The sequence below is a fragment of the Salinicola lusitanus genome (genome assembly GCF_003206045.1).
Lineage (GTDB): Bacteria > Pseudomonadota > Gammaproteobacteria > Pseudomonadales > Halomonadaceae > Salinicola > Salinicola lusitanus.
Map to the genome: position 1 here is coordinate 208,644 of NZ_PZJM01000009.1, position 26,850 is coordinate 235,493.

Genomic DNA, 26,850 nt, shown 5'->3' on the forward strand with positions numbered 1-26,850 from the left:
TTGATGACTCCTCACGCGGTGCCCGGAATCGGCATCGAACGAATACGACGTTCACGGATCGAAGCGCGTCATGACCATCTCTCGCGACATTCGACGTTGGTGTGCACTCACCTACATCGGCCTCTGTATCGGTTACGCCATCATGGTGGTCTGGGTCCTGCCCTGGTGGACCCCCCTCGTCATCGCGCTCGCCTGGCTCGCCATCGGCCGTCGCTTCCATTGGGGCCACGTCTCCCAGCGCGCCACCCAGCGCAAGGCGTGGCCATGGTCCGCTCTGCCACTGATCCTGTGGTGGGTCTATATCTACCTCGACGACAGCTTCGGCCAACTCGACCTGGGGGCCGTGATCTTCCACCTCCAGGCCGGCATCGAGGAGAACGGCAGCACCGATCGCCAGATCGCCGGGGTCCTCTACACCGTGGCCGCCATCGCCATGCTGGTCGCCGTGACTTGGCTGGTTCGGGCCGATCATCGCTGGCGCCTGTGGGAACGGGTGCTGAGCCTGTTCCTGCTGGCGTTCAATCCGCTGCTGTTCGGATTGTCGCTGCGCGGCGCCTCGGTGATCGACGACGACGAGAGCTGGCTCGACGATCGCTACCGGCCACCGGAGATCGTCGCCGGAGTGCCCCAGCCGCCCAATCTGATCTATCTCTACATGGAGAGCACCGAGCGCACCTACGGCGATACCCAGCGCTTCGGCAACGCCTACGAGGACCTTGCCAGGCTGGGCCAGGAGGGCGTGGTGTTCCATGGCGTCAAGCAGCTCGACAATACCGGTTGGACGATGGCCGGCATGGTCGCCAGCCAGTGCGGAGTGCCGTTGATGCCAGCCGGCCTGATGCACGACAACCAGTTCGAGCCGCTGTCGGACGTGCTGCCGGGGGTCGACTGTCTGGGCGATCTGCTGCACGCGCGGGGCTACGACCTCACCTACATGGGCGGCGCCAGCACCAAGTTCGCCGGCAAGGCGAAGTTCTATCGTGGCCACGGCTTCGGTACCGTCCTGGGCCGCGATGAACTGGAGGACAAGGCACCGGCCGGATATCTCAACGACTGGGGGCTCTACGACGATACGCTGCTCGATCTCGCGGAGAAGCGGATCCGACGGCTGCACGACAGCGGCAAGCCCTATGCCTTCTTCGGACTCACCCTGGCGGGCCACCCACCGTTCGGCCATCCGTCGCAGTCCTGTATCGACAATCAGGGCGACTTCGACGGTACCGACATTCTCTATTCGGTCAAATGCACGGGCTGGCTGATCAGGAATTTCATCGAGCGGCTTCGCGCCGAAGGGCTGCTGGACAACACCCTGGTCGTGGTCGCCAGCGACCATCTCTCGATGAAGAACTCGGCGTGGGAGGAGCTGATCGCGGAAGAGCGCGAAAATACGCTGATGATGCTGGGCAACGGCCTGCGTCCCCGCGTCATCGAACGTCCGGCGAGCATGGTCGATGTCCTGCCGACACTGCTGGAAGCCATGGGTTATACCATTCCGGACCATCGGGCCGGGCTGGGCGTATCGCTGTTTTCCTCGTCTCCCACCCTGATCGAGCGCTACTCGCTGGACGAAATGAACCAACGCATGCGAAGCGAGAACCGTCTGCAGGAGCAGCTCTGGAACGGCGTCAACTGAGATGCCGAGACGATCCGCGTGCCTGGATTGGCTCGGCGACATCAGGCGCCGACTGAACCCTCGCCGAGCCTAGCCGGACGCGGCGGAGGTCGGTGCAGAGCATCGGGGAGACGTATCCGTCCACGCCGAACGGATGAGTCTGGTGACCGGGCTAGCGCGCCAGCCGATGGTCAACGCCGCCCGCTCGAGCGCAGGCTCTCTTCAGACGAGACGTGACGAGGCCGTGGCCACTCGATCGGCCCCAGCTCGTCGCCGGGATCCAGCATCCCCGGTTCGGTTTCCGACGTACACGAGCCCAACGCCTCGGCCACGCGGGTCAGGGCTTCCTCGCCACGGCAATCGCCGACCACGCGCTCCCACCACTGCCGATGCACGGCGCGGACGACAACGGGTATCGACGCCAGCCCCAGACGCTGCGCCATCGCCAGCCGGTGAAGCCCTCGGTTGACCTTGAGCAGCCGGCCCTCGCGGGTGACCGCGACACCCAGATCATCCTTTCCCAGCTCGAGGTCGAATCCTCGGACCGCCATGTCGTCGAGGAAGCCGAGGTAGGTTCGCAGGTAGGCAAGTATCTTCTCTTCCGTGTCGAGCAGGATGCCCTGCTGGTAGGAGGACCAGGGGTGCCCCGACTCGAGCCGGGAGCGGTACTGCCGAAAGCGTTCGGTCTGGGTCAGGTCGTCCCGGTGCTCGTCGATATCGCTGACGAAGCGGTAGCGCGAGCCCCGGCGAAGATCGCCACGACTCAAATCCCAGTCGCCGTCCCAGAGAAAAGCCGAGGAGGAGGGGCGTTTCCCTCCGATCCCCTTGGCGTTGAGGTCGCGGATCAGCTCGCGCGGATCGACATGGACCACCAGCGCCTCCGCCAGCCTCGCCTCGATCGAGCGCCGTGGCAGGCCGTGATGCTCGATCCACCGGCCACCGACCTTGCCCTGAGCCCAGCGGCGGTAGAGCGCATCTTCCAGGGGCACACCGACGCGCCGTTGGAAACCGTCCCGGAACGCCGCCTGCCACCGCGCCCGACGAACGCCCCACTTCATGCGGGGATCGTGCAGTTCGCTGAACGCGTCGTCCTCGGCGGGCAGACGCGGGGAAGCTGGCGAAGAGGGCCGAGACATGAGCAGTTTACACGGTCGGAGGGGAAGGAATCGGTGTTATCAAACACTGTTCGTGATCGATTCAGTCTAGCATACCACATTAATAAGCATGCTACGCAATTTCCCGGCTACCGCGCCTGCCCGCTCATCGCGTCGGATGTCGTCGGCAGATCGAGGAACTGCTGCATGATCCGGGTATCCCGGAATCGCTCGATCAACTCCGGATCGCCTTCCAGCGATGGCGGATTCGCCAGCCCTTCCCGGATCTTGGCTGCCAGACCGGTGACGCTGTTATCGGCGATCAGGCGGGCCTGATCGTGAATCAACACGTTGCGCACACCGCCTGGGCAGTCGACCGCCACGCAGGGCGTGCCGCAGATCATGCTTTCGGCCAACACGATACCGAAGGCTTCGCTGCGCGAGCTCAGCACGAACAGCCGGGCGTGTTTCATCCAGGGGTAGGGATTGGGCCGGCTGCCGATGAAATGGATCCGCTCACTCGCCCCCCGCTCTGCGACCAGCGTCTCCAGGCTCTCTCGCTTGGGTCCATCGCCGACGATGACCAGATCCTCTTCGATCCCCGCCTCCAGATAGGCCAGGATCAGCCACTCCTGGCGCTTGACGTCCGAGAGCCGTGAGACGTGGACGATGAACGGCCTGGCCGGCAGCTCCACCGGTTCTTCGGCCTGGCGGCGGATGGCCTCGATATCGCACGGGTTCATGATGGTCGCCCACCGATGAGGGCGAATCCCATGATGGCCGAGCTGCTTCTCCAACTGCGCCCGCACGTTGGGCGTGTTGCAGACCACCTGCTTGCCCTCATAGAGCCGGCGGAGATAGAACCCCTTCAGCCTTCCGCCCTCGCTTCCGGGCCAGGAGACCGTCACCTGCCACAAGCGCGGGTCGCGCCAGGACCAGACCGTCTCGAACGCGCCCTGCCCGCGCATGATGACGCGATCGATCGGACCGTGTTCCCGTTCCAGCCTGGCAACGAAACGCTTCAGGTAGCGGCCGCCGTAGAAGCCGCGCCACAGGAAACCCGATCCCGGCAGCACGGGCTTCAGCAGCGCTCGCGTGATCAGGTCGTATGCCAACCCCAGTCCGGTCTTGCGAAACGCCTTGTCGAAGTCGAGGCGATGGACCGTCACCGCGTCGTCCGGAACAAGTTCGTGCCCCCCCTTGAGCACCAGGACATGCACATCGTGTCCCTCCCGGGCCAGCACGTTGGCCAGATTGACCGTGACACGCTCGATGCCACCGATGCTCAATTTGCGTACGACCAGCAATACTCTCTGGGTCATGATGGGCCCTAGCGCTTCTTTGCTTACCGTGGATGGAACGGGCAATATAACTTCCCATCCATTCTCGCACATTCCGGTGAAACGATGGCTCAGACAGCTCAAGACCGGGTCAGTCTGGTGCTGGCCAGCGATGAGAATTATGCCCTCTGGATGGGTGTGGTCATCTTCTCCTGTCTGGATAAGACCGCACACCCGGCGCTATTGGATTTCTACATTCTGGACGCGGGGATATCACCCTCCACCAGGTCACGGCTCGAGCGTCTGGTGGCCAATTACCGAGCCACCTTGACCTGGATAGCGCCGGACAGGAATAGATTCCAGGGATTCCCCCTGAAACGATATGGCATTGCCACTTACTATCGGTTGGCAGTGGCCAGTTTGGTGCCCAGGCATTTGAACAAGGTGATCTATCTCGATTGTGACCTGCTTGTCGCCCGGGACATCGTGGAGCTCTGGCAAAGTCCACTGGACGGGAACATCATCGGGGCCGTCGAAAACCTCGGCGTCTCGCCCAAGGACATTGATATCGACCGACAGGATTACTTCAACGCCGGGGTACTTCTCATCGATCTGGCCGCCTGGCGTGACGGCGATATCGAAGCCGCCTTGTTCGAGCGCATGAGTACGCTGAATGAGCGCCTGCAGTATCTGGATCAGGATGTCCTCAACCTGGTATTTCGTCAGCGATGGACGCGGCTCCCCCTTCGCTGGAACCTCCAGCCTAGCGCCTGGAGTAAAGTCGAGAAGAACAAGACCGTCCAAACCGGCTACCCACACCGCGAATTCGTCACGGCACTACGGGAGCCGGGAATCATCCATTTCCTGGCCAAGAGCAAGCCATGGAAATTCCCTACATTCCACCCCTACAAACAGACCTACCTGGAGATTTCCCATCAGCTTTTCCCCGATGCAATCGAGTCGAACAAGGTTACGGCCATGGAAAAGCTGACTCGCCTCTGGCAAGTCGAAAAACATATCAAGAATTTTTTCCGAAACAGGAAATCGGGCGCTATCCGCTACACGGTACCGCCGCAGAGACAACGCTGACACCCCCCGACAAGGCAACTTCGGTGGCGCTCCAGCGACTGCGTGACAACGCTAGGTGTGAAGTTTCATCAGCACGCTCTCCGGCGACATCTGCTTGAGGCAGTTGCGATGCCCCAGCGGGCAGGTGCGCTCGAAACAGGGCGAGCAGGACAACGCCAGATAGTGGATGTCGGCATTGTCGGTCAACGGCGGCGTATAGGCGGGCGACGACGAGCCGTAGAGCGCCTGGATGCGGGTGCCGACCGCCGCGGCCACATGCATCAGCCCGGAGTCGTTGGTGACCACCTGCTGGCAGGCGGCCAGCAGATCGACGGCATCCGCCAGCCGGGTCTTGCCGCACAGATCGTGGGCGTGATCCAGCCCTTGGGTAATGACGCCGCCAGCCTCGGCATCCTTGGGCCCCCCCAACACCCAGACGGCGTACCCCCGCGCGATCAACGATTCGGCCAGCTCGCGGAAGTAGTCGAGCGGCCACTGCTTGGCCGGGCCGTACTCCGCGCCGGGCATCATGCCGATGGCGGGCCGCTCGCCCAGTGCCAGCTCGCCACGCAGCGCTGCCTGACGCGCCGTGTCGACTCGGAGCCGCGGGTGCGGCGTCTCGAAATCGCCGCTGGCCGCCACGCGGGCATCCAGCCCCAGCGCGACGAAGCGCTTGACGGTCTGATCGAGCACCGTCTTGTCGAGCCTGCGCCGGTCGTTGAGCAGCACGTAGCGCTGCTCGCCGGTGAAACCGGTGCGGCGGGGAATGCCGGCCAGGAACGGCACCAGTGCCGCCTTCAGCGAGCGTGGCAGCACGATGGCGTGATCGAAGCGCCCTTTCAGCGAACGTGCGACCTCACGTCGTGTCTTCCAGCCGAACTCGCCGTGCTTCACGTCCAGCGCGATGGCTTCGTCGACCTCCGGCATGCGCTCGAGAATCGGCAGCGACCAGCCCGGCGCCAGCACGCCGATCGTCGCGCCCGGATGGCGTCGTTTCAGGGTGATGAACAGACTCTGTGCCATGACCATATCGCCGACCCAGGAGGGGCCGACGACGAGAAACCGTGGCGCGGCGTCGATGTCGACGACCTTGGCGTCGGCGACTGGCGAATCAGCCATTCAGCCATTCCAGATAGGCGGAAACGCCCTCGCGAACGGTCTTGAATTCGGCGCTGTAACCCGCGTCGCGCAGGCGACCGATATCGGCCCGGGTGTAGCTCTGATAGCGCCCCTTGAGCTCGTCGGGGAAGTCGATGTACTCGATCTGCCCCTTTCCATAGAAGTCGATCGCGGTCTCGGCGATCGCCTTGAACGGCTCGGCTCGGCCGGTGCCCAGGTTGAAGATGCCGGAGACCTCCGGGTTGTCCAGAAACCACAGGTTGACGTCGACCACGTCACCCACGTAGACGAAGTCGCGGCTCTGCATGCCGGCCTCATAGCCATCCCAGGCACCGAACAGCTTGGGATTCTCGCCGCGCTGCACCTGGGTGTGGTGATGGTAGGCGACGCTGGCCATCTTGCCCTTGTGCTGTTCCCTGGGGCCGTAGACGTTGAAGTAGCGAAAGCCCACGACCTGGCTGTCGAAATCGTCCCAGCGCGCGCGGACATACTGGTCGAACAGCAGCTTGGAGTAGCCGTAGACGTTGAGCGGCTTCTCGTGCTCGGGCGCCTCGACGAACACCTCGCTGCCGCCGTAGGTGGCGGCGGATGACGCATAGAGGAAGGGAATCCGCTTGGCCTGGCAGTACTCGAGCAGCACCTTCGAATATTCGAAGTTGTTCTCCAACATGAAGCGGCCATTCCACTCGGTGGTGTCCGAGCAGGCGCCTTCGTGAAAGATCGCCTCGATCGGGGGCAGGCCGCCGATCCCGCCGCGCATCTCACCGCTGAGTTCTGCCTTTACTCGAGCCAGGAAATCGTCCTTGTCGAGATAGTCGCCCAGCGTGCAGTCCGCCAGGTTGACGAATTTGGTGCCATCGCTGAGATCGTCGACCACCATGACGTCCTGATGGCCGCGCGCGTTGAGTGCCTTGACCAGATTGGCCCCGATGAAGCCGGCCCCGCCCGTGACAACGATCATGTCGTAACTCCTCTTCGATCGACCCGGTTATCGGGCGTGACGACTCCGACCCCGCAAGTCGCCCGACGTTCGATGACGCGCCATCAACGATAGCGCCCGATCGTCGCCGGTGCCTATAACCGATTGAGCGCTAATTGTATACTTGGCGGCTCACGAATTCATGGGCAACGGTGCGCAGTCAATGACAGACTCGACGGCAGATGCGAAAACCTTTCAGGGGCTGATACTCGCCCTTCAGCAATACTGGGCGGAACGGGGCTGCGTGATCATGCAGCCACTCGACATGGAAGTGGGTGCCGGCACCTTTCATCCGGCCACGTTCCTGCGTTCGATCGGCCCGGAGAGCTGGAATGCCGCCTACGTCCAGCCGTCGCGCCGCCCCACCGACGGCCGTTATGGGGAAAACCCCAATCGTCTGCAGCACTACTACCAGTTCCAGGTGGTGATGAAGCCATCGCCGAAGGACCTTCAGGATCTCTATCTGGGATCGCTGGAGCGGCTGGGGATCGACCCGCGGGTTCACGACATCCGCTTCGTCGAGGACAACTGGGAATCCCCCACCCTCGGCGCCTGGGGGCTCGGGTGGGAAGTCTGGCTCAACGGCATGGAAGTGACCCAGTTCACCTATTTCCAGCAGGCCGGAGGCATCGAGTGCTACCCGGTGACCGGCGAGCTGACCTACGGACTCGAGCGGATCGCCATGTACCTGCAGGATGTCGACAGCGTCTACGACCTGGTGTGGACGATCGCCCCGGACGGCAGCCGCGTCACCTATGGCGACGTCTACCTGCAGAACGAGCGAGAGCAGTCTACCTACAACTTCGAGCATGCCGACGTGCCTTACCTGTTCGAGGCCTTCGACCACTGCGAGGGCGAATGCAACAAGCTGCTCGAGGCCAATCTGCCGCTGCCGGCCTACGAGCAGGTCCTGAAGGCATCTCACACCTTCAACCTGCTGGACGCCCGCCACGCCATCTCGGTGACCGAGCGCCAGCGCTATATCCTCAGGGTTCGTACCCTGGCCCGTGACGTCGCTCACGCCTACTACGCCTCACGGGAAGCCGCCGGCTTCCCGCTGGCGCCCGAAGCGCTGCGTCGGGAGCTCACGCAGGCATCAGAAACTCAACAGGGAGACGCATGAGCATGGCAGTCAACACGCTACTGATCGAACTGGGCGTCGAAGAGCTGCCGCCGGGTGCACTCGCCAACCTCGCCTTCGCCCTGCGCGACGGTGTCGCCAAGGGGCTCGACGAGGCCGAGATTCCCCATGGCACGGCGCATGCCCTCGCCTCGCCGCGGCGTCTTGCCGTGCGCATCGAGGCGCTCGCTGACAAGCAGCCTGATCGGGAGGTCGAAAAGCGCGGCCCGGCGCTGGCAGCCGCCTACAAGGATGGCCAGCCGACCAAGGCAGCCGAAGGTTTCGCACGCTCCTGTGGCGTCACGGTAGACGATCTGATCCACCTGGAGACCGACAAGGGCACCTGGCTCGGCTACCGTGAACGACAGCAGGGAGACACTGTCGAGACGCTGCTGCCCGCTATCGTCAATGCCGCCATCAACGCCCTGCCGGTCCCCAAGAACATGCGCTGGGGTGCCTCGCGCATCGAGTTTTCGCGTCCGGTCCACTGGCTGGTGCTGCTTTACGGCGATCAGGTCGTGCCGGCCAGCGTACTCGGCCTGGAGTCCGGTCGTACGACACAGGGGCATCGCTTCCACGCCCCTGACCCGATCGAACTCGCCCACGCCGACGACTACGAGTCCGTGCTCGAGAATGCTTACGTGCTGGTGAGTCTGGAACGCCGTCGCGAGCGCATCCGCGAGCAGGTACTGGCCGAAGCGGAAGTGCACGACGCCCAGGCGGTCATCGACGACGATCTGCTCGAGGAGGTCAATGGCCTGGTCGAGTGGCCGGTAGCGCTCACCGGCAGCTTCGACGAGCGCTTCCTCGAGGTGCCCGCCGAGTGCCTGATCTCCTCGATGAAGGCCAACCAGAAGTACTTCCACCTGCTCGATGCCGACGGCAAGCTCAAGCCGCAGTTCATCACGCTGGCCAATATCGACAGCGAAGACCCGCAGCAGGTCATCTACGGCAACGAGAAGGTGATCCGCCCACGCCTGGCCGATGCCGCCTTCTTCTTCGAGACCGACCGTAAGAAGACACTGGAGGCCCGCCGCGAATCCCTGGCCAGCGTCGTGTTCCAGCGCGAGCTGGGATCTCTCGCCGACAAGGCCGCGCGCAGCGAGGTCGTCGCACGGTTCATCGCCGGCAAGATAGGCGGAGATTCCCAGGCGGCGGCCCGCGCCGCCCAACTGGCGAAGTGCGATCTGGTCACGGAGATGGTGCTCGAATTCCCGGAACTGCAGGGCATCATGGGCACCTACTACGCCCGTCACGACGGTGAATCGGAAGCCGTTGCCGAAGCCATCCACGAGCAGTACTTGCCGCGCTTCGCCAGTGACGGGATTCCGAGCACGCCCACCGGCATGGCGATCGCCCTGGCGGACCGCCTGGATACGTTGACCGGTATCTTCGGTATCGGCCAGCGGCCCACCGGCGCCAAGGACCCCTTCGCCCTGCGTCGCGCCACCATCGGCGTGCTCAACATCCTGATCAAGGGTGAGCTGGATCTGGACCTGCGCGAGCTGCTGGAACTCGCTGCATCCCAGCACCGGGCCCTGCCCAAGGCCGATGGCCTGGTGGACGACGTCATGGCCTACATGCTCGATCGATTCCGGGCCTGGGCCCAGGACGAAGGCTTCCCGGTAGATGTCTACCTGGCCGTGCGGGCCCGGCCGGTGACCCGCCCGCTGGACTTCGCACGCCGTCTCCGCGCCGTCCACCGGTTCAGCCAGCGCGAAGAAGCCTCAGCGCTGGCCGCCGCCAACAAGCGGGTCTCCAACATTCTGGCCAAACAGGCACACGCTGCCGGTGCCGATGTGGACACCCACCTCCTCTCGGAAGAGGTCGAGATCGCCCTGGCCAACGCCGTCGCCGATTGCCGCAATCAGGTCGAACCCCTGTTCCGCGAAGCGGCCTACGCGGAGGCGCTCGACATTCTCGCCACACTGAGGGCGCCGGTGGATCGCTTCTTCGACGAGGTCATGGTCGCGGTGGATGACGATGCCGTACGGGCCAATCGACTGGCGCTGTTGGCCAGCCTGCAGGCGCTGTTCCTCGAAGTCGCCGACATCTCGGAACTGCAGCAGTAGCCGCTGGCTTCACTGTTTCACGTGAAACAGCAGGGCCCGGCGTTCTGATCTAAGATCAGGGCGCCGGGCTTTTTCGTATTCGGGCGGGGTACCGCAAAGTCCAGGCAAAAGTTTGGCCGCCCGGGACCTGAGCCCGTCGGCGCCAAGCTCAAGCCGATGTTTCACGTGAAACAAGTTCGCCATCCAAGACGCATCCGGTTTCAACTATTGCCATCCAGGAAAGTCTTGGACCCACCCTCTGATGGCAACGCCCAGGGAGGCTGCAGCGTGGAGAAAGTGATCATTCTGGATCGAGACGGCGTCATCAACGAAGACTCCGACGCCTACATCAAGTCAGTGGACGAATGGCACCCCTACCCCACGGCCTTCCAAGCCATTGCGCGGCTGGGCTACGCGGGCTGGACGGTCGCGGTGGCAACCAACCAGTCTGGCGTCGGCCGCGGCTACTACAGCGAAGAGACTCTCACGGCCATCCACGAAACGATGCTGGAAAAGGCTCGTCTGGCCGGTGGTGAAATAGCCCGAGTGCTTCACTGCCCTCATCGTCCGGAAGTCGGGTGTGAGTGTCGTAAGCCCAAACCGGGCATGCTGTTGCAACTGCAGCGGGAGCTCGCCATCCCGAGCCTCGAGCAGAGCTGGATGGTCGGCGACAGCCTGCGCGATATTCAGGCCGGCATCGCGGCGGGCTGCCGTACCGCACTGGTCGAGACCGGAAAGGGCCAGCGCTACGTGGACCAGGTGCGAGCTGCGTTCCCTTCGACGTGGATATGCCGAGACCTTGACCAGTTCGTGACCAGACTGACTGGCGATGAGAACGGCGAGGAGCAGTACCCGTCATGACCCCGTGTCCAGGACGGCACCATGGTGTGTTTCACGTGAAACAGGTCACTGAGGCCAGTGGATGTCGTCACTTTAAATCACAAACGCAACCCTCGTCCTGAACTACCCTTGGGTTATCCCCAACGGATGGGCTTACGGAAATGACTCTGGGAAAGAAGATCAGCCTCTGGGTAGTGGCGGTCGTCCTGATCATCCTGGTGGCGATGATCGTCATCATTCTCACCTTCGACTGGAACCGCCTGAAGCCGACTATCAATCAGCGCGTGTCGGAAGCCATTCACCGCCCCTTCGCCATCGAGGGGGATCTCAGTCTCGATTGGCAGCGCCCGGAAGGCGAGTCCGGTTGGCACGGCTGGATCCCGTGGCCGCACCTGCGCGCCGAAGATATCCAGCTGGGTAGCCCCGACACGGTTACCGATGCCGATCTGGCGAGCCTGACTGCACTCGACATCGTGCTGTCACCGCTACCCCTGCTGCACAAGAGGCTTTCCATACCCCACATCGAGCTCACCGGCGGTGAGGCGACACTGGTCCGCCTCCAGGATGGCAGCAATAATTGGACATTCGATCTCGGTACCGGCGATGACGCATCGCAGCCGGATGACAGTGATCAGCAAGGCGGCTGGACTGTCGACGTGGGGGAGATTGCCTTCGACCCCATCGACCTTCATTACCAGGATGCAACGCTGGCGGCCAATGTCGATGCCACGGTGGAGCTACTGGGTGAACCGATCGCCTTCGACGCGCTGACCGACAGCGAGAGTGCCGCCGGCCAGGCCGTCGCCGAGCAGCAGGTCGCCGACTATCGTTTCGGATGGCGCGCCCAGGGCAGCTACCGAAATCAGACTTTCGAGGGCAGTGGTCGGCTGGGCGACCTGGCGGCGTTACGTCAGCGCGGTGCCGCCTACCCCGTACAGGCGGATCTACACGCGGGGGCGACCCGAGTGTCGGTCAACGGCACACTCACCGATCCTCTCGCTCCCAAGAAGATCGACATGGATCTCAGTTTCTCCGGCCAGAACCTGGGGGATCTCTACAACGTGATCGGCGTAACCTTGCCGGACACGCCCCCCTACTCTACCCGAGGGCATCTCACCGCAAACCTGGACAGCCAGGAAGCGCTGTCGTTTCGCTATCAGGACTTTGACGGCCAGATCGGGGAGAGCGATATCCATGGTGATCTCACCTACCTGCTCGGCGAGCCGCGACCGTCTCTCACCGGCGAGGTCGTATCGCGCCAGCTGAGATTCGCCGATCTGGCGCCGCTGATCGGTGCCGATACCGGCAGCGAAGATCAGGGCGAAGGGAACCAGGATGGGGAGAGCCAGCAGCCGCCGGACAAGGTGCTACCGGTCAGCGAGTTCCAGACCGCCCAGTGGCGGACCATGGATGCCGACGTCAAGTTTACGGCTCAGCGCATCGAACATGGAGATTCGCTGCCGCTGGACGACCTCTATACCCACGTGACCCTGAAAGACGGCGAGATCCTGCTGGATCCACTGCGTTTCGGCGTCGCCGGCGGCAACCTCAATACCACGCTGCGGCTCGATGGTAGCCAGGAGCCGATGCAGAGTCGTGTGGACATGCACATTCGCCGCCTGCTGCTCAGCGAGATGTTTCCCGATGTCGACCTGATGCAGAACAGCCGTGGCGAACTCAACGGCGATGCCACGCTCAGTGGCACGGGCAACTCGGTGGCCGCCATTCTCGGCAGCAGCAACGGCAGTTTGCAGATGTTGATCAGCGATGGCGTCATCAGCCAGAACCTGATGGAACTGGCCGGCCTCAACGTCGGGAACTATCTCGTGGGCCAGCTGTTCGGCGACGAGCAGGTCGATATCAACTGTGCGGCCACCAACCTGGAGGTCGACGACGGCTTGGCGACGACCCGCTTCTTCGTCATCGACACGGAGAACGCTCTGATCCGGGTCGACGGCACGGTCAATTTCAAGACGGAAGGCCTGGATCTGAATATCGAACCGGAGAGCAAGGGCGCGCGCGTGTTCACCTTGCGCTCACCGCTCTACGTGCACGGCACCATGAAGAATCCGTCACCCGGGGTCGATGCCGGCTCGCTATTGGCACGGGGTGCGGTAGGGGCATTCCTCGGGACCGTGGCGACGCCAGCGGCAGCGCTGTTGGCACTGGTATCGCCGAGCGCCGATGAAACCACGCCATGCAACGACTTCCTGAGTCAGATTCAGACCGACGCCTCCCCTTGAGAGGAATGTTTCACGTGAAACCTGATGAACGGAGGGTTTCACGTGAAACACCTCACTCTTTATACGTCACAACCCAGAGCACCGATGCCGCGGAAGGAGGGGCCGGAGCTAGCCGGCCGAGTCAGGGGGCTAGTTTCCGACAAGCATATTGCCGAGCTGGGTGATGCCAAGGGAACGACAGTACGAAATCCGCCATGGCTGAACGCGAACTACTCACCGTGGCGGATTTCAAAGCGGTAGGGATGACATCATTGAGAGTTCTTGCGGTACTGCTCGCCCAACGATTCCAGCGCACCAATGAGCTTCTCGATCTCGGCATTGAAGCGCTGCTGCTGTTGAGCATAGAAATGGCGGGTGTACGAGGAGCCTTTATGCTTGTTCACCAGGTTGGAAAACTGTGATTCCAACTGCTCGGTATGGAAACGCAGACGCTCGGTCAGGAACTCGGCATGCCCCTGATGGCAGGCCACGTCCATCAATGCCCTGACCTGAACCGTCAGCAGATAAAGCTGCAGGACATTGCGGTCCTGCACCTCCTTCTGTGTGGAGACGCTATCGTCCAGCAGGTTGATCGAACTCATCTGACAGCAGCCGCTATCGTCGGTCAGCGGGCGATTCTGGGCACTCTCTTGCTGAGTCTGGAACATGGTCAGACCCTCCTCTAGGTCGCTGAACCATACGATCCATGGTACCACCAGCATGTTTCCTGACCGTTCGCCATTGGTCGAACCCTCCGCCGGCTCATTGGTCGAGGAAGTCGCCTAAAGCGTAATGGCATGAAGGCAGTGGAGAGCGCAGATTGGGAGAGAAAGCCAGAGGTCGCTACCCTCAATAATCGGAGACGCTCATCATGCGCTACGCCAACCCCAACACAGCCGATGCCATCGTCGGCTTCGAGAAGCGGTACGAGAACTATATCGGCGGTGAATGGATACCGCCGGCCGAGGGGCGGTACTTCGAGAACATCACCCCGGTTACCGGGGAAGTCTTCTGCGAAGTCGCCAGATCCAGTCAGAAGGATATCGATGCCGCGCTGGACGCCGCCCACAAGGCTGCTCCGGCGTGGGGAAAGACCTCCGTCCAGGAGCGCTCGACGCTGCTGCTGAAGATCGCCGATCGGATGGAGCAGAATCTGGAAATGCTGGCAGTCGCCGAGACCTGGGACAACGGCAAGGCAGTGCGCGAGACACTGGCAGCCGACATCCCGCTGGCGATCGACCATTTCCGCTATTTCGCCGGCTGCATCAGGGCCCAGGAAGGGACCACCGCCGAGATCGACGACAACACGGCGTCCTACCATTTCCACGAACCGCTGGGCGTCGTCGGTCAGATCATTCCGTGGAACTTCCCGATCCTGATGGCCACCTGGAAACTGGCGCCCGCACTGGCCGCCGGCAACTGTGTCGTGCTCAAGCCCGCCGAACAGACCCCGGTATCGATCTTCAAGGTCATGGAGATCATCCATGATCTCCTGCCGAAGGGCGTCATCAATATCGTCAACGGCTATGGCGAAGAGGCCGGCCAGGCACTGGCCACCAGCAAGCGCATCGCCAAGATCGCCTTCACCGGCTCGACGCCCATCGGCTCGCACATCATGAAATGCGCCGCCGAGAACATCATTCCCTCCACGGTGGAGCTGGGCGGCAAATCCCCGAACATCTACTTCGAGGACATCATGTCCGCCGAACCGGCGTTCATCGACAAGTGCGCCGAAGGGCTGGTGATGGGCTTCCTCAACCAGGGCGAAGTCTGCACCTGCCCTTCCCGCGCCCTGGTCCAGGAGAGCATCTACGACGAGTTCATGGCCAAGGTCCTCGAGCGAGTCAAGAAGATCAAGCGTGGTCACCCACTGGATACCGAGACCCAGGTCGGCGCCCAGGCCTCCCAGGAGCAGTTCGACAAGATCATGTCGTACATGGACGTGGCGCGGGACGAAGGTGCGGAGTTCCTCTCCGGCGGCGAGCGGGAATCGCTCTCCGACGATCTCTCTCGGGGTTACTACATCCAGCCCACGCTGCTGAAGGGCAACAACAAGATGCGCGTGTTCCAGGAGGAGATCTTCGGCCCGGTGGTCTCGGTCACGACCTTCAAGGACGAGGAAGAAGCCCTGGCCATCGCCAACGACACCGAATTCGGACTGGGTGCCGGGGTCTGGACCCGCGACATCAACCGCGCCTATCGCATGGGCCGGGGCATCCAGGCCGGCCGGGTCTGGACCAACTGCTACCACCAGTATCCAGCCCATGCCGCCTTCGGAGGGTACAAGAAGTCCGGTGTGGGTCGGGAAACCCACAAGATGGCGCTGGAGCATTATCAGCAGACCAAGAACCTGCTGATCAGCTACGACATCAATCCCATGGGTTTCTTCTAGACCGACCGATGAGGTCCGGGGTCCGCAAGGGCCCCGGCGCGCGGGTGGTAGGGGTGGCGAGCTCGACGGCTTCGCCACCCTTCGGCGCGCCCGGTTCACGGACGCCGGCTTGATCCACGTTGTGTCGGGCCGATCTTTACTTGGCTACAGTGAGATGAGGACAGACTACAGAAGAGGGACAGCGCCATGACCAACATGACGACCTTCCTGGGCAGTCTCGATCGACCGTCTCCCCCCGCCGATCTGAATCGCGAGCTGCGCGCACTCTGGTGGGCCGGCAAGTCCGAGTGGTCCAAGGCCCACGATCAGGTGGATTCCGCAGCCGGCCGCCGGGCCGCCTGGGTGCACGCCTATCTTCACCGCTGGGAAGGCGATATCGGCAATGCCGGTTACTGGTATCGGCAGGCGGGACGCCAGGTGCCGGACCAGAGCCTCGACGACGAGTGGCAGGAGATCACCCGGTCACTGCTCCGAGAACTCGCGCCTCAACTTTGATCCACGCCGGAAAGCGGATTATGCCTGGGCCGACTGGATCAGTTCGGCGAAGCGGTTCAGGTCGACGTTGCCGCCAGAGAGCACGATCCCGACACGCTGCCCCTCGATCCGCGTATGGCCGGCCAAAGCCGCCGCCGCCGCCAGGCAGCCCGTGGGCTCGACGAACTGCTTCATGCGACCGGCCAGGAAGCCCATCGTCTCGACCAGCTCGGCGTCGGTGACGGTGACGATCTCATCGACGCACTGCTGCAGTACCGGGAACGTCAGGCTGCCCAGCGCCTGGGTCTGGGCGCCATCGGCGATCGTGCGCGGGGTGGCAATCGAGACGATCTCGCCACAGGCCAGGCTTCTCTGGGCATCGTTGCCGGCTTCCGGCTCGACCCCGATGATCCGGCAGCTCGGGTAGCGCGCCCTGGCGACCGTGGCACAGCCCGACAACAGCCCGCCACCGCCCAGCGGCACGATCAGCGTATCCAGCTCGCCGACATCGTCGAACAGCTCCTTGGCGGCGGTACCCTGCCCGGCCATGACGTGCGGGTGATTGAATGGCGGAATCAGCGTCAGGCCCTCGGCCTCGGCCAGTTCCCGGCCCAGCGCCTCGCGATCCTGGGTATAGCGGTCGTAGAGCACCACTTCGGCACCGTAGCCCCGCGTGGCCGCGATCTTGATCGCCGGCGCATCCTCGGGCATCACGATGACGGCGCGAATGCCATGCAGCCTGGCCGAGAGCGCGATCGCCTGGGCATGATTGCCCGAGGAGAAGGCGATCACTCCCGCGGCCTTCTGCTCACGATCGAACTGGCTGATGGCGTTGTAGCCACCCCGAAACTTGAAGGCGCCGATGCGCTGGAGATGTTCCGCCTTGAAGTGAAGCGATGCGCCGCTGCGCTCGTCTGCCGCCGTCGAACGCAGCACGGGGGTGTGGTGGGCAATGCCCGCCAGCCGCCGGTGCGCCGCCGCCACGTCGTCGTAATCGATCGCCAGGTTGGTCATGCTCTCTCCTGTCTCCGGCGCCACTGACATTCCGCGGCGCGCTGCGTAATATGCCAGCCAAAGTGTCATCGATGATGATGGCTCGACGGCTGCAAGGAAAGGGACAGATGCGATCATACGACTGGATATGGCAGACCGGGCCAGAGCTCGACCCCGCCGGGCTGTATACCCTGCTGTCGCTGCGCGAGGCGGTGTTCGTGGTCGAACAGCAGTGTGCCTATCAGGAGCTGGACGGCCGCGACCTGGCGGCATCGACGCACCACCTGCAGGTCCTGGCGGCGAACCAGCTTGCAGCCACCCTGCGGCTGCTGGTGCCCGATCCGGTCGACCAACCGGCCTCCATCGGGCGCGTCGTCATCCACCCCGCCCATCGCGGTGGCGGCCTGGGCCACGACCTGATGCGAGCCGCGCTGACGCGCATCGAATCGCTGTGGCCGGGCCGCAGCGCCCGGCTGTCCGCCCAGGCGCATCTACAAGCCTACTACGGCCGTCACGGCTTCGAACCGATCGGCGATATCTATGTGGAAGACGGCATTCCGCATATCGATATGCAGCGGACGCGAGACGGACAAGGTAAGTAAGCGCTCACTTTTATCGAGGCGAAAAAAAGCCGACGCTAGACAACAGCGTCGGCTCGTTTCGGCGTGCCACCCCGCCAGGCGGGGGGACATCGCGCCGTTCAGGCGCCGAATTCGCTCAGCATCGATTCGATCAGGTCGAGCCCCTCCTCCAGCACGTCGTCGCCGATGGTGACCGGCATCAGGAAACGGATGGTGTTGGCGTAGAGACCACAGGAGAGCAGGATCAGGCCGCGCTCGCGAGCGGTCTTGCAGAGCTTGCCCGCCAGTTCGGCATTGGGCACGCCGCTCTTCTTGTCGCTGACCAGATCGAACGCCGCCATGGCACCCAGGTTGCGCGCGTTGGCGACCGAGGCGTAGTCCTGCTGCCACTTGTCGAAGCGCACCTTGAGCTTCTCGCCCAGCGCCTGGCTCTGTTCCAGGATGCGCTCTTCCTCGAACACTTCCAGCACGGCCAGTACCGCGGCGCAGGAAACGGGGCTACCGGTGTAGGTGCCGCCCAGCGAGTTGCCGCCGGAGGCGTCCATGACCTTGTCGGTGCCCACCACGGCCGAGATCGGCATGCCGTCGGCCATGCTCTTGGCCATGGTCATGATGTCCGGCTCGACGCCGCTGTGCTCGATGGCGAACAGCTTGCCGGTACGGCCGAAGCCGGACTGCACCTCGTCGACGATCAGCAGGATGCCGTGCTCGTCGCAGATCTCGCGAAGCGCTTTCAGGAAGCTGGCCGGCGCCGCATGGAAGCCACCCTCGCCCAGCACCGGCTCGATCACGATGGCGGCGGTATCGCTGGGGTTGGCATCGGTCTTCAGCACCATCTTGAGGTGGCGTAGCGCCTCTTCCTCGCTGACGCCGATGGACGGCACCGGATAGGGCGCGCGGTAGACCTGGCCCGGCATCGGACCGAAGTCGTTGCGGTACGGCGCCACCTTGCCGTTCATCGCCATGGTCATGAAGGTACGCCCGTGGTAACCGCCGGTGAAGCAGATCACGCTGGAGCGCCCGGTGGCGGCCCGCGCCACCTTGACCGCATTTTCCAGCGCTTCGGCGCCGGAGTTGGCCAGCATCACCTTGGCGTGGCCACGGACCGGCGTCACTTCACTGAGCTTCTGCGCCACGCGCACATAGCCCTCGTAGGGCATGACCGTCTGGCAGGTGTGCATGACACGGTCGAGCTGCGCCTTGACCGCCTCGACCACCTTGGGGTGGCGATGGCCGATGTTGAGCACGCCGATGCCACCAGCGAAGTCGATGAAGCGCTTGCCGTCCTCGTCCCACAGTTCGGCGTTCTCCGCCCGCGCGGCGAACTCGACCGCCGGGCTGGCCGCACCGCTGGCCACGTAGCGCTGCTTGAGTTCGTTGAGTTCTGCATTGGTCATGGATCACTCCTCCTGACACGGCATCGGATGCCGTTAACGTGAATCGCGCGTCGTCGTCGGTTTCGGCAGGCGGCGCGCCATGAAATCGGGATCAGGCTTTATCGTAGGCTGCCCGAATGAGGCGATCGCCCATCTCTCGACCGTAGTGCCGCCGAGCCCATCCGTACAGTGCCAATCCGGCGATCATCCAGCCACCGAAGATGGACCACTCGACGGAAGTCAGCGCCGAGGGGCTGCCTGGCAGGTAGAGACAGGTCATGCCCAGCGACAGCAGCACTGCCAGCACACCGACCAGCTTGCCGGCACCGACATGATAGGGACGCGGCATGTCAGGCTCGCGATAGCGCAGGATGACGAACGATAGCGCCACGAACAGATAGGCGAGCACGATGCCCAGGCCGCCGGCATCGACCAGCCATACCAGCGCCGGACGCCCGAAGAACGGCGCCGCGGTAGAGAGCACGCCGATCAGGATGATGGCGTTGGTCGGGGTCTTGTAGCGTGGATGCAGCTTGCCCAGGAAGGCGGGCAGCATGCCGGAGTGCGCCAGGGCGTAGATCGCCCGCGATCCACCGATGTAGAACGCATTCCAGCTGGTGATGATCCCGGCGATCCCCGCCAGCACCATCAGATTGCCGGCCCAGTCCCCGTCGAACACCGCCGTCATCGCGTCCGGGACGCTGAGCGAGCTCCCCTGGAGCGTCTCGTTGTCGAGCATCAGGCTGGTGCCGAGAATGATCAGGGTGTACCAGCACACCGCCATGATGACCGAGAGCACCAGCACCTTGCCGATATCGCGGAATGGCAGGTTGATCTCCTCGGCCGCCTGGGGAATCACGTCGAAGCCGACGAACAGGAACGGGACCAGCACCAGTACCGCCACGATGCCGCCGAAGGCGCCGTGCTCGCCGCTGGCGAACAGCGGCTGCATGTTGCCGCCGTCGCCGGTGAACAGCGATCCGGTCACGAACATCACGCCCGCCACCAGGATCAGCCCGGTGACGACCTTCTGCAGCAGCGCCGCAGTGGAGATCCCCACGTAGTTGACGGCCATCATCGCCAGCGAACCGAGTACGCCCACCGCGACCCAGGTCGCCTTGACGTCCCAGCCGGCGATGGTCCACAGGTCGCCGACGGCGTAGCCGGGGAACAGGTGCTCGACGACCGTCGGCAGCGCCACCGCCTCGAACGACGCCACGCTGACGTACCCCAGCACGATGCTCCAGGTGCAGACGAACGAGGCGAAGTGGCCCAGCGCGCGATAGCTGTAGACGTGCTCGCCGCCGACCTGCGGCATCGCCGACGCCAACTCGGCATAGGTCAGCCCTACCAGCAGCACCGCAATGCCGCCGATGACGAAAGCGAGTATCGCACCCACGCTACCGCCATCGAGAATGGCGCTACCGGTCAGGACTATCCAGCCCCAGCCGATCATGGCGCCGAAAGCCAGGGCCAGGACATCCGCTCGTGCGAGGACTCGCACGAGCTCCGCGGGTTGAGGAGCATTCGACATGAGGGGGTCTCTTCAGGTTGTTTTTGATAGGCCGGATCCCGCCGCGGGACTCGGCCCTGACGCCACGCTATCACTCCGCTGGGCAAGCGGGACTAGACCACTTCCCGACGGCGGTGGACCACATGGGGCTCTCCCCGCATAATCCGCGGACGTTTCCGCGTCTCTCGTGAGGTAGGCCATGGACGACCGTCGTCAGGCGCTGGACCGCATCCGGCAAGGCTACCTGGCCCAGCCCGACCACCTGACCAAGTACTGCCGTCTCGAGCAGACCCTGCTGACGCTCATCGAGCAGCGGTGGCAGAACGGCCAGCGGCTGCCCGGGCATCGCACGCTGTGTGGCGCGCTCGGCATGGCCCGCAACACGCTGGCCGGCGTCGTCGAGAGTCTGATCCGCCAGGGTCACCTGGTGACCGACCACGGCAAGGGCACCTGGGTATGCAAGCACTCACCCCTGCGAGAGCAACGGGTTGCCGACATCGGGCCGATCTCCCGCCGCGCCGGTGATCTGCTGAATGACGTGGGGGCCAGCCCGCTGCAGAGCGGCGCCTTCGTGCCGGGCGTTCCGGATATCGCGCACTTCCCCATTGCCCGCTGGCGACAGCTCTACTCGCGGATCACCGTACCCCACAACACGCTGCTGCTCGCCTACGCATCCGGCGGCTACGGCCCCTTGAAACGTGCCATCGCCGGCTACCTCGCCCGGTGGCGGGGCATCGACTGCGGACTGGACCAGATCGTCATCACCGAGGGCGCCCATCATGGCTTGCAGCTATGCGCCCTGACGCTGGCCGACCATGGCGATCGTGCGGTCATGGACTCGCCGTTCTACTGGGGCGCGCGCAACGTCTTCCAGGCCGCCGGCCTCGAGATAGATCACGCCATCTGGGAGCCGCGTCACGGGTATGTCGGTTCGCTGCCTCGGCCACACCCCAGACTGCTCTACTTCACCGGCGCCCACCATTATCCGTTGGGGGTGTCATCAGTAAGCACTCACAAACATGGATTGATCGATGCTCTCGAACCGGACTGGATTCTGGAGGACGACTACGAGTTCGGCGACGGCGGTCACCACGAGCTGGCCTTCGATCCCGAGCACGGCAACCAGATCCTGGTCGGATCCTTTTCCAAGCTGATGTTTCCGGGCCTGCGTCTGGGATACCTGATCGTGCCGAGGGGGCTGAGCACCGCGATCAACCGGGTACGCACCGGCGTCTTTCGCGAAGGGCGCCTGCTGGACCAGGCGGTGCTGGCCACGTTCATCGACGACGGCGATCTCGACCGCTGGTGTCGACGCATGGCGCAGGAGTACCTGGAGCGCCAGCAACGGCTGCACGAGCTGCTGGCCGACGTTCCCGGGGTCGCCAATCTCTCGCCACCGGCCGGCAATATCAGCTTGAGTCTGGCGCTCTCGCCCACGCTCGACGACGAGCGCCTGTCGCAACATCTGCTGAACCGGCACCACCTGGTCACCCGGCCGTTGAGCCGGGTCTGCGGACCGGGCGACCCTCGACGCGGGCTGATACTCGGTGTCGGCATGGTCGAAGGCGAAGCCCTGGAGCGCCAGGGCCGGCGCCTGGCCGAGGGCATCCGCGAGTTCGTCGCCCAGCAGCGCTGAGCGACTCCCGGCGCCGCTGCCCTCCTGCTCCTGTCAGGCCGTCTCCCCGATCGGGGTGGTCTCGGTGACGCGCTCGTCGCGAATACGCCGCTCGGACTCGGGGTCGAACACCACCATGCGCGAGACATCGAAGGCGAACCGGGTTCGCTCGCCCGGGCGTAACGGTGTGCCGGGGCGCATGCGGGCGTTGACGTGGGTTCCACCCAGCGTCGTCACCACATAGAGATCCGCCCCGGTCGGCTCGACCAGCGCGACCGGCAGCTCCGCCTCGTGGATGTTGCCCTCGCGATGATTGGCACTGGCCGGGTCGGTGATCGCCTCGGGCCGCAGCCCCAGGATGACGTCGCGGTCGCACCAGTCACGCAGTGCATTACGGTCGCGCACGACAGGCAGTGTCAGGGTGGACGCGTCCGTCGCCACCTGGGCAACCGGCAGCCCATCCTGCTCGACGATCCGCGCCTTGACCAGGTTCATCGACGGCGAGCCCATGAAACCGGCGACGAACAGGTTGTTGGGGTCGTCGTAGACCGCCTGCGGCGTTCCCAGTTGCTGCAGCTCGCCGCCACGCATGACCGCGATCCGGGAGGCCAGCGTCATCGCCTCGATCTGGTCGTGGGTGACGTAGACGATCGTGGTGCCCAGGCGCTGGTGCAGCTGCTTGATCTCGGTGCGCATGTCGACGCGCAGCTTGGCATCCAGGTTCGACAACGGCTCGTCGAACAGGAACAGCTGCGGATCGCGCACCAGCGCCCGCCCCATCGCCACCCGCTGGCGCTGGCCACCGGAGAGCTGGCCCGGCTTGCGGTCGAGCAGGTTCTCGATCTGCAGCAGCTTGGCGACCCGGTCGATCGCTTCACGGCGCTGCTTGCGCGGGACCTTGCGCATCTCCAGCCCGAAGCCGATGTTGCCGGCCACGGTCATGCTCGGGTAGAGCGCATAGGACTGGAAGACCATGGCGATATCGCGCCGGGAGGGGTGGACGTCGTTGATGCGGCGGCCGTCGAGCAGCAGTTCGCCCTCGCTGATCGAGTCGAGTCCGGCGATCATGTTCAGCAGCGTCGACTTGCCGCAGCCCGATGGCCCCACCAGGACCAGGAAGTCGCCCTGCTCGATCGCGATGTCGATGCCCTTCAGGACATGGGTCTCGCCGAAGCGCTTGTGAACATTGTTGATATGCAGAAAGCTCATGTGATCCTCAGCCCTTGACCGATCCCGACATCAACCCGCGCAGGAAATACTTGCCCGCGAGGATATAGACGATGAGCGTCGGCACCGCCGCCACCATCGCTGCCGCCATGTTGACGTTGTAGGCCTTCACCCCGGTGGAGCTGTTGACCAGATTGTTGAGTGCCACCGTGATCGGCGCGCTGTCGCCGGAAGCGAACGAGACGCCGAACAGGAAGTCGTTCCAGACGTTGGTGAACTGCCAGATGATGGTGACCACGATGATCGGTACCGAGGCCGGCAGCAGGATTCGGAAGAAGATGGTGAAGAAACCGGCACCGTCTAGCTGCGCCGCCCGCACCAGCTCGTCCGGAAAGCTGGCGTAGAAGTTGCGGAAGAACAGGGTGGTGAACCCGATGCCATAGACGATGTGGACCAGCACCAACCCACCGGTACTGTTGGCCAGATGCAGAATGCCCAGCACCCGGGCCATCGGCAGCAGGATGATCTGGAACGGAATGAAGCAGCTGAACAGCATCAGGCCGAACACGATCTTGTGGCCGCGAAACTTCCACTTGGTCAGCACGTAGCCGTTGAACGCGCCCAGCAGCCCGGAGATCAACACTGCCGGCACCACGATCTTGATGCTGTTGAAGAAGTAGCCGTGCACGCCGTTGCACTCGAGACCGATGCAGGCGCTGCCCCAGGCCTCGCGCCAGGGGTCCAGGGTCCATTCCCCGGGCAGCGCCAACATGTTGCCCTGATGGATCTCCTCCAGCGTCTTGAACGACGTGGTCAGCATCACGTAGAGAGGCATCAGATAGACGACCGCAAACAGCGCCAGGATCGCGTAGAGCACCGCCCGGGTCGCCAGACCCCGGCGTGCAGTGAAGGAAGCGGCACTCATGATCGGGGCTCCCGCAGCTCGGAGTAGAGATAGGGGATGATCAGCGCGGCGATCACCGCCAGCATGAACACCGCGCTGGCCGCGGCGATACCCATTTCGTTACGCGAAAAGGCGTAGGAGTACATGAAGGTCGCCGGCACCGCGGTGGCATTGCCCGGCCCGCCGCCGGTCATCGCCACGATCAGGTCGAAGCTCTTGATCGCCAGATGCGCCAGTACCACGACTGCGCTCAGGAAAACCGGTCGCAGCTGGGGAATGATGATGCGGGCATAGATCTTCCAGGCCGGGGCGCCGTCGATCTGGGCGGCCTTGATCATCTCGCCGTCGATGCCGCGCAACCCCGCCAGGAACATCGCCATAACGAAGCCGGTGGCCTGCCAGACCGCGGCGATCACCACGGTGTAGATCGCCATGTTGGAATCGATCAGCCAGTTGAAGCTGAAGCTCTGCCAGCCCAGGTCGTGCATGGTTTTCTCCAGCCCCAGTCCGGGGTTGAGAAACCACTGCCAGGCGGTACCGGTGACGATGAACGAGAGCGCCATCGGGTAGAGATAGATGGTGCGCAGCACGCCTTCGGCCCGGATTCGCTGATCGAGCAGAATCGCCAGTATCAGGCCCAGCACGATACAGCTGACGATATAGAGCAGCCCGAAGACCCAGATGTTGTGCAGCGCGATCCCCCAGGTCCAGGAGGTCCACAACCGCGACCACTGGTGCAACCCGACCCAGGTGTAGTCCGGCATCATGCCGGAGTCGCTGAACGAGATGTAGCTGGTCCAGGCGATGAAGCCATAGACGAAGAACAGGACCAGGACGCAGGAGGGCGACAGCACCAGCTTGGGTAGCCAGCGCTGCAGTCGCTCCCGCGCGCTATCGTCCCGCTCCGAAGAAGCATTGGACATCACATCACTCTCGGCTCGTGAACGAGACGCCCCGCCTGGCGGCGGGGCCGATCATCAGGACGTTGCGCCCTGCACCGCCATCGCCAGCTGCTCGGCGGCGACATCGCTGGGCATGTCGCTGTTGACGAACGAGGAGATGATGTCGAAAACGGCGTTCTTGACCGATGCCGGTGCGGCATAGCCGTGCGCCATGCTGCCCATCAGCGTGTGGTTCTTGGCCGCGGCCTTGACCTGCTCGTAACCGCGCTGGGCGCAGGCGTCCAGCTTGTCGGCGGAGAGGTCCATGCGCGCCGGCACCGAGCCCTTGATCTGGCTAAAGGCGATCTGGAACTCGGGCGAGCCGATGATCGTGGCCATGGTCTGCTGCATCTGCTGCTGCTGAGCATCATCGGTATCGAACATGATCATCAGGTCGCTGTTGAAGGTAACGGCGTCCTGGGTGCCCGGGGTGCGGAAGCACATGAAGTCCTTGCCCGGCGCGAGATTGGCGTTGAGGAACTCCCCTTTCGCCCAGTCGCCCATGATCTGGTAGAGCGCCTTGCCGTTGATCACCATCGCCGTGGCCAGATTCCAGTCACGGCCGGGCGAGTTGTCGTCCTTGTACTGCAGCAGCTCGCGCAGGTGGTCGAACGACTGGGCCATGGTGTCGGAATCGAGCGCCTCGGGATCGAGGTCGATCATCGCCTTGCGATAGAAGTCGGCGCCACCGGTAGCCAGCACCACGTTCTCGAACACCGTGGTGTCCTGCCATGGCTGGCCGCCGTAGGCCAGGCCGGTGTAGCCCGCGTCCTTGGCCTTCTTCAGCGACGCGATGAAGTCGTCCCAGGTCTTGGGCTGCTCGATATCCAGCTCATCCATCAGCGACTTGTTGGCCCAGACCCAGTTGGTCGAATGGATCTCGAACGGCGCACCGATCCAGTGGCCCTCGTACTTGGCGAACTGCTGCAACGGCTGCGGGAAGACCTCGTCCCAGTTGCCCGCCTTGGCGACCTCGTCGAGGGAGCTCAAGGCGTCGCGCTTGGCCCAGTCCTGGGCATCGTAGCCGAGCACCTGGGCCGCCGTCGGCGGGTTGCCAGAGGTGATCCGCGAGCGCAGCACGGCCATGGCGTTGGTGCCGGCGCCGCCCGCTACCGGCATGTTCTTCCAGCCGATTCCCTGCTCCGACAGCCCATCCTTGAGCGCGCCCAGCGCCTTGGCCTCGCTACCCGAGGTCCACCAGTTGAGCACCTCGACCTCGCCGTTGGTGGCGGTATCGGCAGCCACTGCACTCGTCGGCAGCGCAAACGCGAATGGCAGCAAAGCCAGTCCCAGGCAGTTCATGACGATCTTGTTTCGATTGGCGTGCATCCCTTCGATTCCTCTTCTTGTTGGGGAGCGGTATCTCGTTCTTTTACGAAACGGCCCACTTTATTCGATGCCTTGGTGGGGTGATCGCGACTATTGCCCAACCGCTTTTGCCTAACAATACAACCATGGATGCACGCCCGGTCGCGTCGGGTGCCCGTGGCCGACGCCACCGCGCATGGT

22 protein-coding genes are annotated in these 26,850 nt (G+C 63.8%); 10 read left to right on the top strand and 12 right to left on the bottom strand.

The genetic code is table 11. The annotated features are described in order from the left end of the window. Positions 1 to 70: 70 nt before the first annotated feature. On the top strand, positions 71 to 1,633 hold the full coding sequence (locus DOM45_RS14310) for a sulfatase-like hydrolase/transferase (protein ID WP_110601586.1): 1,563 nt from the start codon (positions 71 to 73) through the stop codon (positions 1,631 to 1,633). A gap of 170 nt (positions 1,634 to 1,803) precedes the next feature. On the opposite strand, the gene DOM45_RS14315 is transcribed toward DOM45_RS14310, so the two are convergent. After that, entirely contained in the window at positions 1,804 to 2,748 is a 945-nt protein-coding gene (locus tag DOM45_RS14315) for a hypothetical protein (RefSeq protein WP_157958443.1), read from the bottom strand. Positions 2,749 to 2,855: 107 nt separating this feature from the next. Next, complete coding sequence (locus DOM45_RS14320; RefSeq protein WP_162302630.1) at positions 2,856 to 4,028, bottom strand: glycosyltransferase; 1,173 nt, start codon at positions 4,026 to 4,028, stop codon at positions 2,856 to 2,858. A gap of 84 nt (positions 4,029 to 4,112) precedes the next feature. Between DOM45_RS14320 and DOM45_RS14325 the strand changes: the two genes are divergently transcribed. Then, complete coding sequence (locus DOM45_RS14325; RefSeq protein ID WP_110601592.1) at positions 4,113 to 5,075, top strand: glycosyltransferase family 8 protein; 963 nt, start codon at positions 4,113 to 4,115, stop codon at positions 5,073 to 5,075. A gap of 51 nt (positions 5,076 to 5,126) precedes the next feature. Here the strand turns inward: DOM45_RS14325 and waaF are convergent, their stop codons facing one another. Together waaF and rfaD are read right to left on the bottom strand one after the other, a co-directional pair. Next, positions 5,127 to 6,173 (bottom strand): lipopolysaccharide heptosyltransferase II, encoded by a 1,047-nt coding sequence (gene waaF / locus DOM45_RS14330; protein WP_110601593.1) that lies wholly within the window; start codon positions 6,171 to 6,173, stop codon positions 5,127 to 5,129. Further along, positions 6,166 to 7,134: an ADP-glyceromanno-heptose 6-epimerase gene (gene rfaD, locus DOM45_RS14335; protein WP_110601594.1), complete on the bottom strand. Its 969-nt coding sequence runs from the start codon at positions 7,132 to 7,134 to the stop codon at positions 6,166 to 6,168. The genes waaF and rfaD overlap by 8 nt, the downstream gene beginning before the upstream one ends. A 181-nt stretch (positions 7,135 to 7,315) precedes the next feature. Between rfaD and glyQ the strand changes: the two genes are divergently transcribed. From glyQ to DOM45_RS14355, 4 genes are all read left to right on the top strand, one after another. After that, entirely contained in the window at positions 7,316 to 8,275 is a 960-nt protein-coding gene (gene glyQ, locus DOM45_RS14340; protein ID WP_110602095.1) for a glycine--tRNA ligase subunit alpha, read from the top strand. Positions 8,276 to 8,277: 2 nt separating this feature from the next. Continuing rightward, positions 8,278 to 10,344 carry a glycine--tRNA ligase subunit beta gene (glyS, locus tag DOM45_RS14345; RefSeq protein WP_110601597.1) on the top strand — a complete coding sequence of 689 codons (2,067 nt, stop codon included), beginning with the start codon at positions 8,278 to 8,280 and terminating at the stop codon, positions 10,342 to 10,344. Between the two features lie 267 nt (positions 10,345 to 10,611). Further along, entirely contained in the window at positions 10,612 to 11,184 is a 573-nt protein-coding gene (gene gmhB / locus DOM45_RS14350; RefSeq protein WP_240612405.1) for a D-glycero-beta-D-manno-heptose 1,7-bisphosphate 7-phosphatase, read from the top strand. A gap of 140 nt (positions 11,185 to 11,324) precedes the next feature. Further along, positions 11,325 to 13,406: an AsmA family protein gene (locus DOM45_RS14355; RefSeq protein WP_110601601.1), complete on the top strand. Its 2,082-nt coding sequence runs from the start codon at positions 11,325 to 11,327 to the stop codon at positions 13,404 to 13,406. Positions 13,407 to 13,654: 248 nt separating this feature from the next. Here the strand turns inward: DOM45_RS14355 and DOM45_RS14360 are convergent, their stop codons facing one another. After that, the gene (locus DOM45_RS14360) at positions 13,655 to 14,053 is read right to left on the bottom strand and encodes a hypothetical protein (RefSeq protein ID WP_157958444.1); all 399 of its coding nucleotides are present in this window, start codon (positions 14,051 to 14,053) and stop codon (positions 13,655 to 13,657) included. 203 nt (positions 14,054 to 14,256) lie between these two features. Here DOM45_RS14360 and exaC point away from each other — a divergent pair, with 203 nt between their 5' ends. Both exaC and DOM45_RS14370 read left to right on the top strand, forming a co-directional pair. Beyond that, the gene (exaC, locus tag DOM45_RS14365) at positions 14,257 to 15,777 is read left to right on the top strand and encodes an acetaldehyde dehydrogenase ExaC (RefSeq protein WP_110601604.1); all 1,521 of its coding nucleotides are present in this window, start codon (positions 14,257 to 14,259) and stop codon (positions 15,775 to 15,777) included. Positions 15,778 to 15,963: 186 nt separating this feature from the next. Beyond that, positions 15,964 to 16,272: a hypothetical protein gene (locus DOM45_RS14370; protein ID WP_162302631.1), complete on the top strand. Its 309-nt coding sequence runs from the start codon at positions 15,964 to 15,966 to the stop codon at positions 16,270 to 16,272. A gap of 18 nt (positions 16,273 to 16,290) precedes the next feature. Here DOM45_RS14370 and DOM45_RS14375 read toward each other — a convergent pair whose 3' ends face one another. After that, a complete protein-coding gene (locus tag DOM45_RS14375) occupies positions 16,291 to 17,265 on the bottom strand; it encodes a threo-3-hydroxy-L-aspartate ammonia-lyase (protein ID WP_110601606.1) in 975 nt (324 codons plus the stop codon). A gap of 107 nt (positions 17,266 to 17,372) precedes the next feature. Here DOM45_RS14375 and DOM45_RS14380 point away from each other — a divergent pair, with 107 nt between their 5' ends. Continuing rightward, positions 17,373 to 17,846 (top strand): GNAT family N-acetyltransferase, encoded by a 474-nt coding sequence (locus DOM45_RS14380; RefSeq protein WP_110601608.1) that lies wholly within the window; start codon positions 17,373 to 17,375, stop codon positions 17,844 to 17,846. 98 nt (positions 17,847 to 17,944) lie between these two features. On the opposite strand, the gene gabT is transcribed toward DOM45_RS14380, so the two are convergent. Together gabT and DOM45_RS14390 are read right to left on the bottom strand one after the other, a co-directional pair. Continuing rightward, positions 17,945 to 19,222 (bottom strand): 4-aminobutyrate--2-oxoglutarate transaminase, encoded by a 1,278-nt coding sequence (gene gabT, locus DOM45_RS14385; protein ID WP_110601610.1) that lies wholly within the window; start codon positions 19,220 to 19,222, stop codon positions 17,945 to 17,947. A gap of 91 nt (positions 19,223 to 19,313) precedes the next feature. Next, entirely contained in the window at positions 19,314 to 20,735 is a 1,422-nt protein-coding gene (locus tag DOM45_RS14390; protein ID WP_110601612.1) for an APC family permease, read from the bottom strand. 178 nt (positions 20,736 to 20,913) lie between these two features. Between DOM45_RS14390 and DOM45_RS14395 the strand changes: the two genes are divergently transcribed. Next, the gene (locus DOM45_RS14395; protein ID WP_110601614.1) at positions 20,914 to 22,350 is read left to right on the top strand and encodes an aminotransferase-like domain-containing protein; all 1,437 of its coding nucleotides are present in this window, start codon (positions 20,914 to 20,916) and stop codon (positions 22,348 to 22,350) included. Positions 22,351 to 22,383: 33 nt separating this feature from the next. Here DOM45_RS14395 and DOM45_RS14400 read toward each other — a convergent pair whose 3' ends face one another. From DOM45_RS14400 to DOM45_RS14415, 4 genes are read right to left on the bottom strand one after another with little or no spacing between them, the layout of a single operon-like run. Next, positions 22,384 to 23,538 carry an ABC transporter ATP-binding protein gene (locus DOM45_RS14400; RefSeq protein ID WP_110601616.1) on the bottom strand — a complete coding sequence of 385 codons (1,155 nt, stop codon included), beginning with the start codon at positions 23,536 to 23,538 and terminating at the stop codon, positions 22,384 to 22,386. Between the two features lie 7 nt (positions 23,539 to 23,545). Continuing rightward, a complete protein-coding gene (locus DOM45_RS14405) occupies positions 23,546 to 24,421 on the bottom strand; it encodes a carbohydrate ABC transporter permease (RefSeq protein WP_110601618.1) in 876 nt (291 codons plus the stop codon). After that, positions 24,418 to 25,323, bottom strand: a complete 906-nt coding sequence (locus DOM45_RS14410) for a carbohydrate ABC transporter permease (protein ID WP_110601620.1) — start codon at positions 25,321 to 25,323, stop codon at positions 24,418 to 24,420. Before DOM45_RS14410 ends, DOM45_RS14405 begins: the two co-directional genes overlap by 4 nt. Before the next feature lie 54 nt (positions 25,324 to 25,377). After that, on the bottom strand, positions 25,378 to 26,670 hold the full coding sequence (locus tag DOM45_RS14415) for an ABC transporter substrate-binding protein (RefSeq protein ID WP_205909474.1): 1,293 nt from the start codon (positions 26,668 to 26,670) through the stop codon (positions 25,378 to 25,380). Between the last annotated feature and the right edge of the window lie 180 nt (positions 26,671 to 26,850).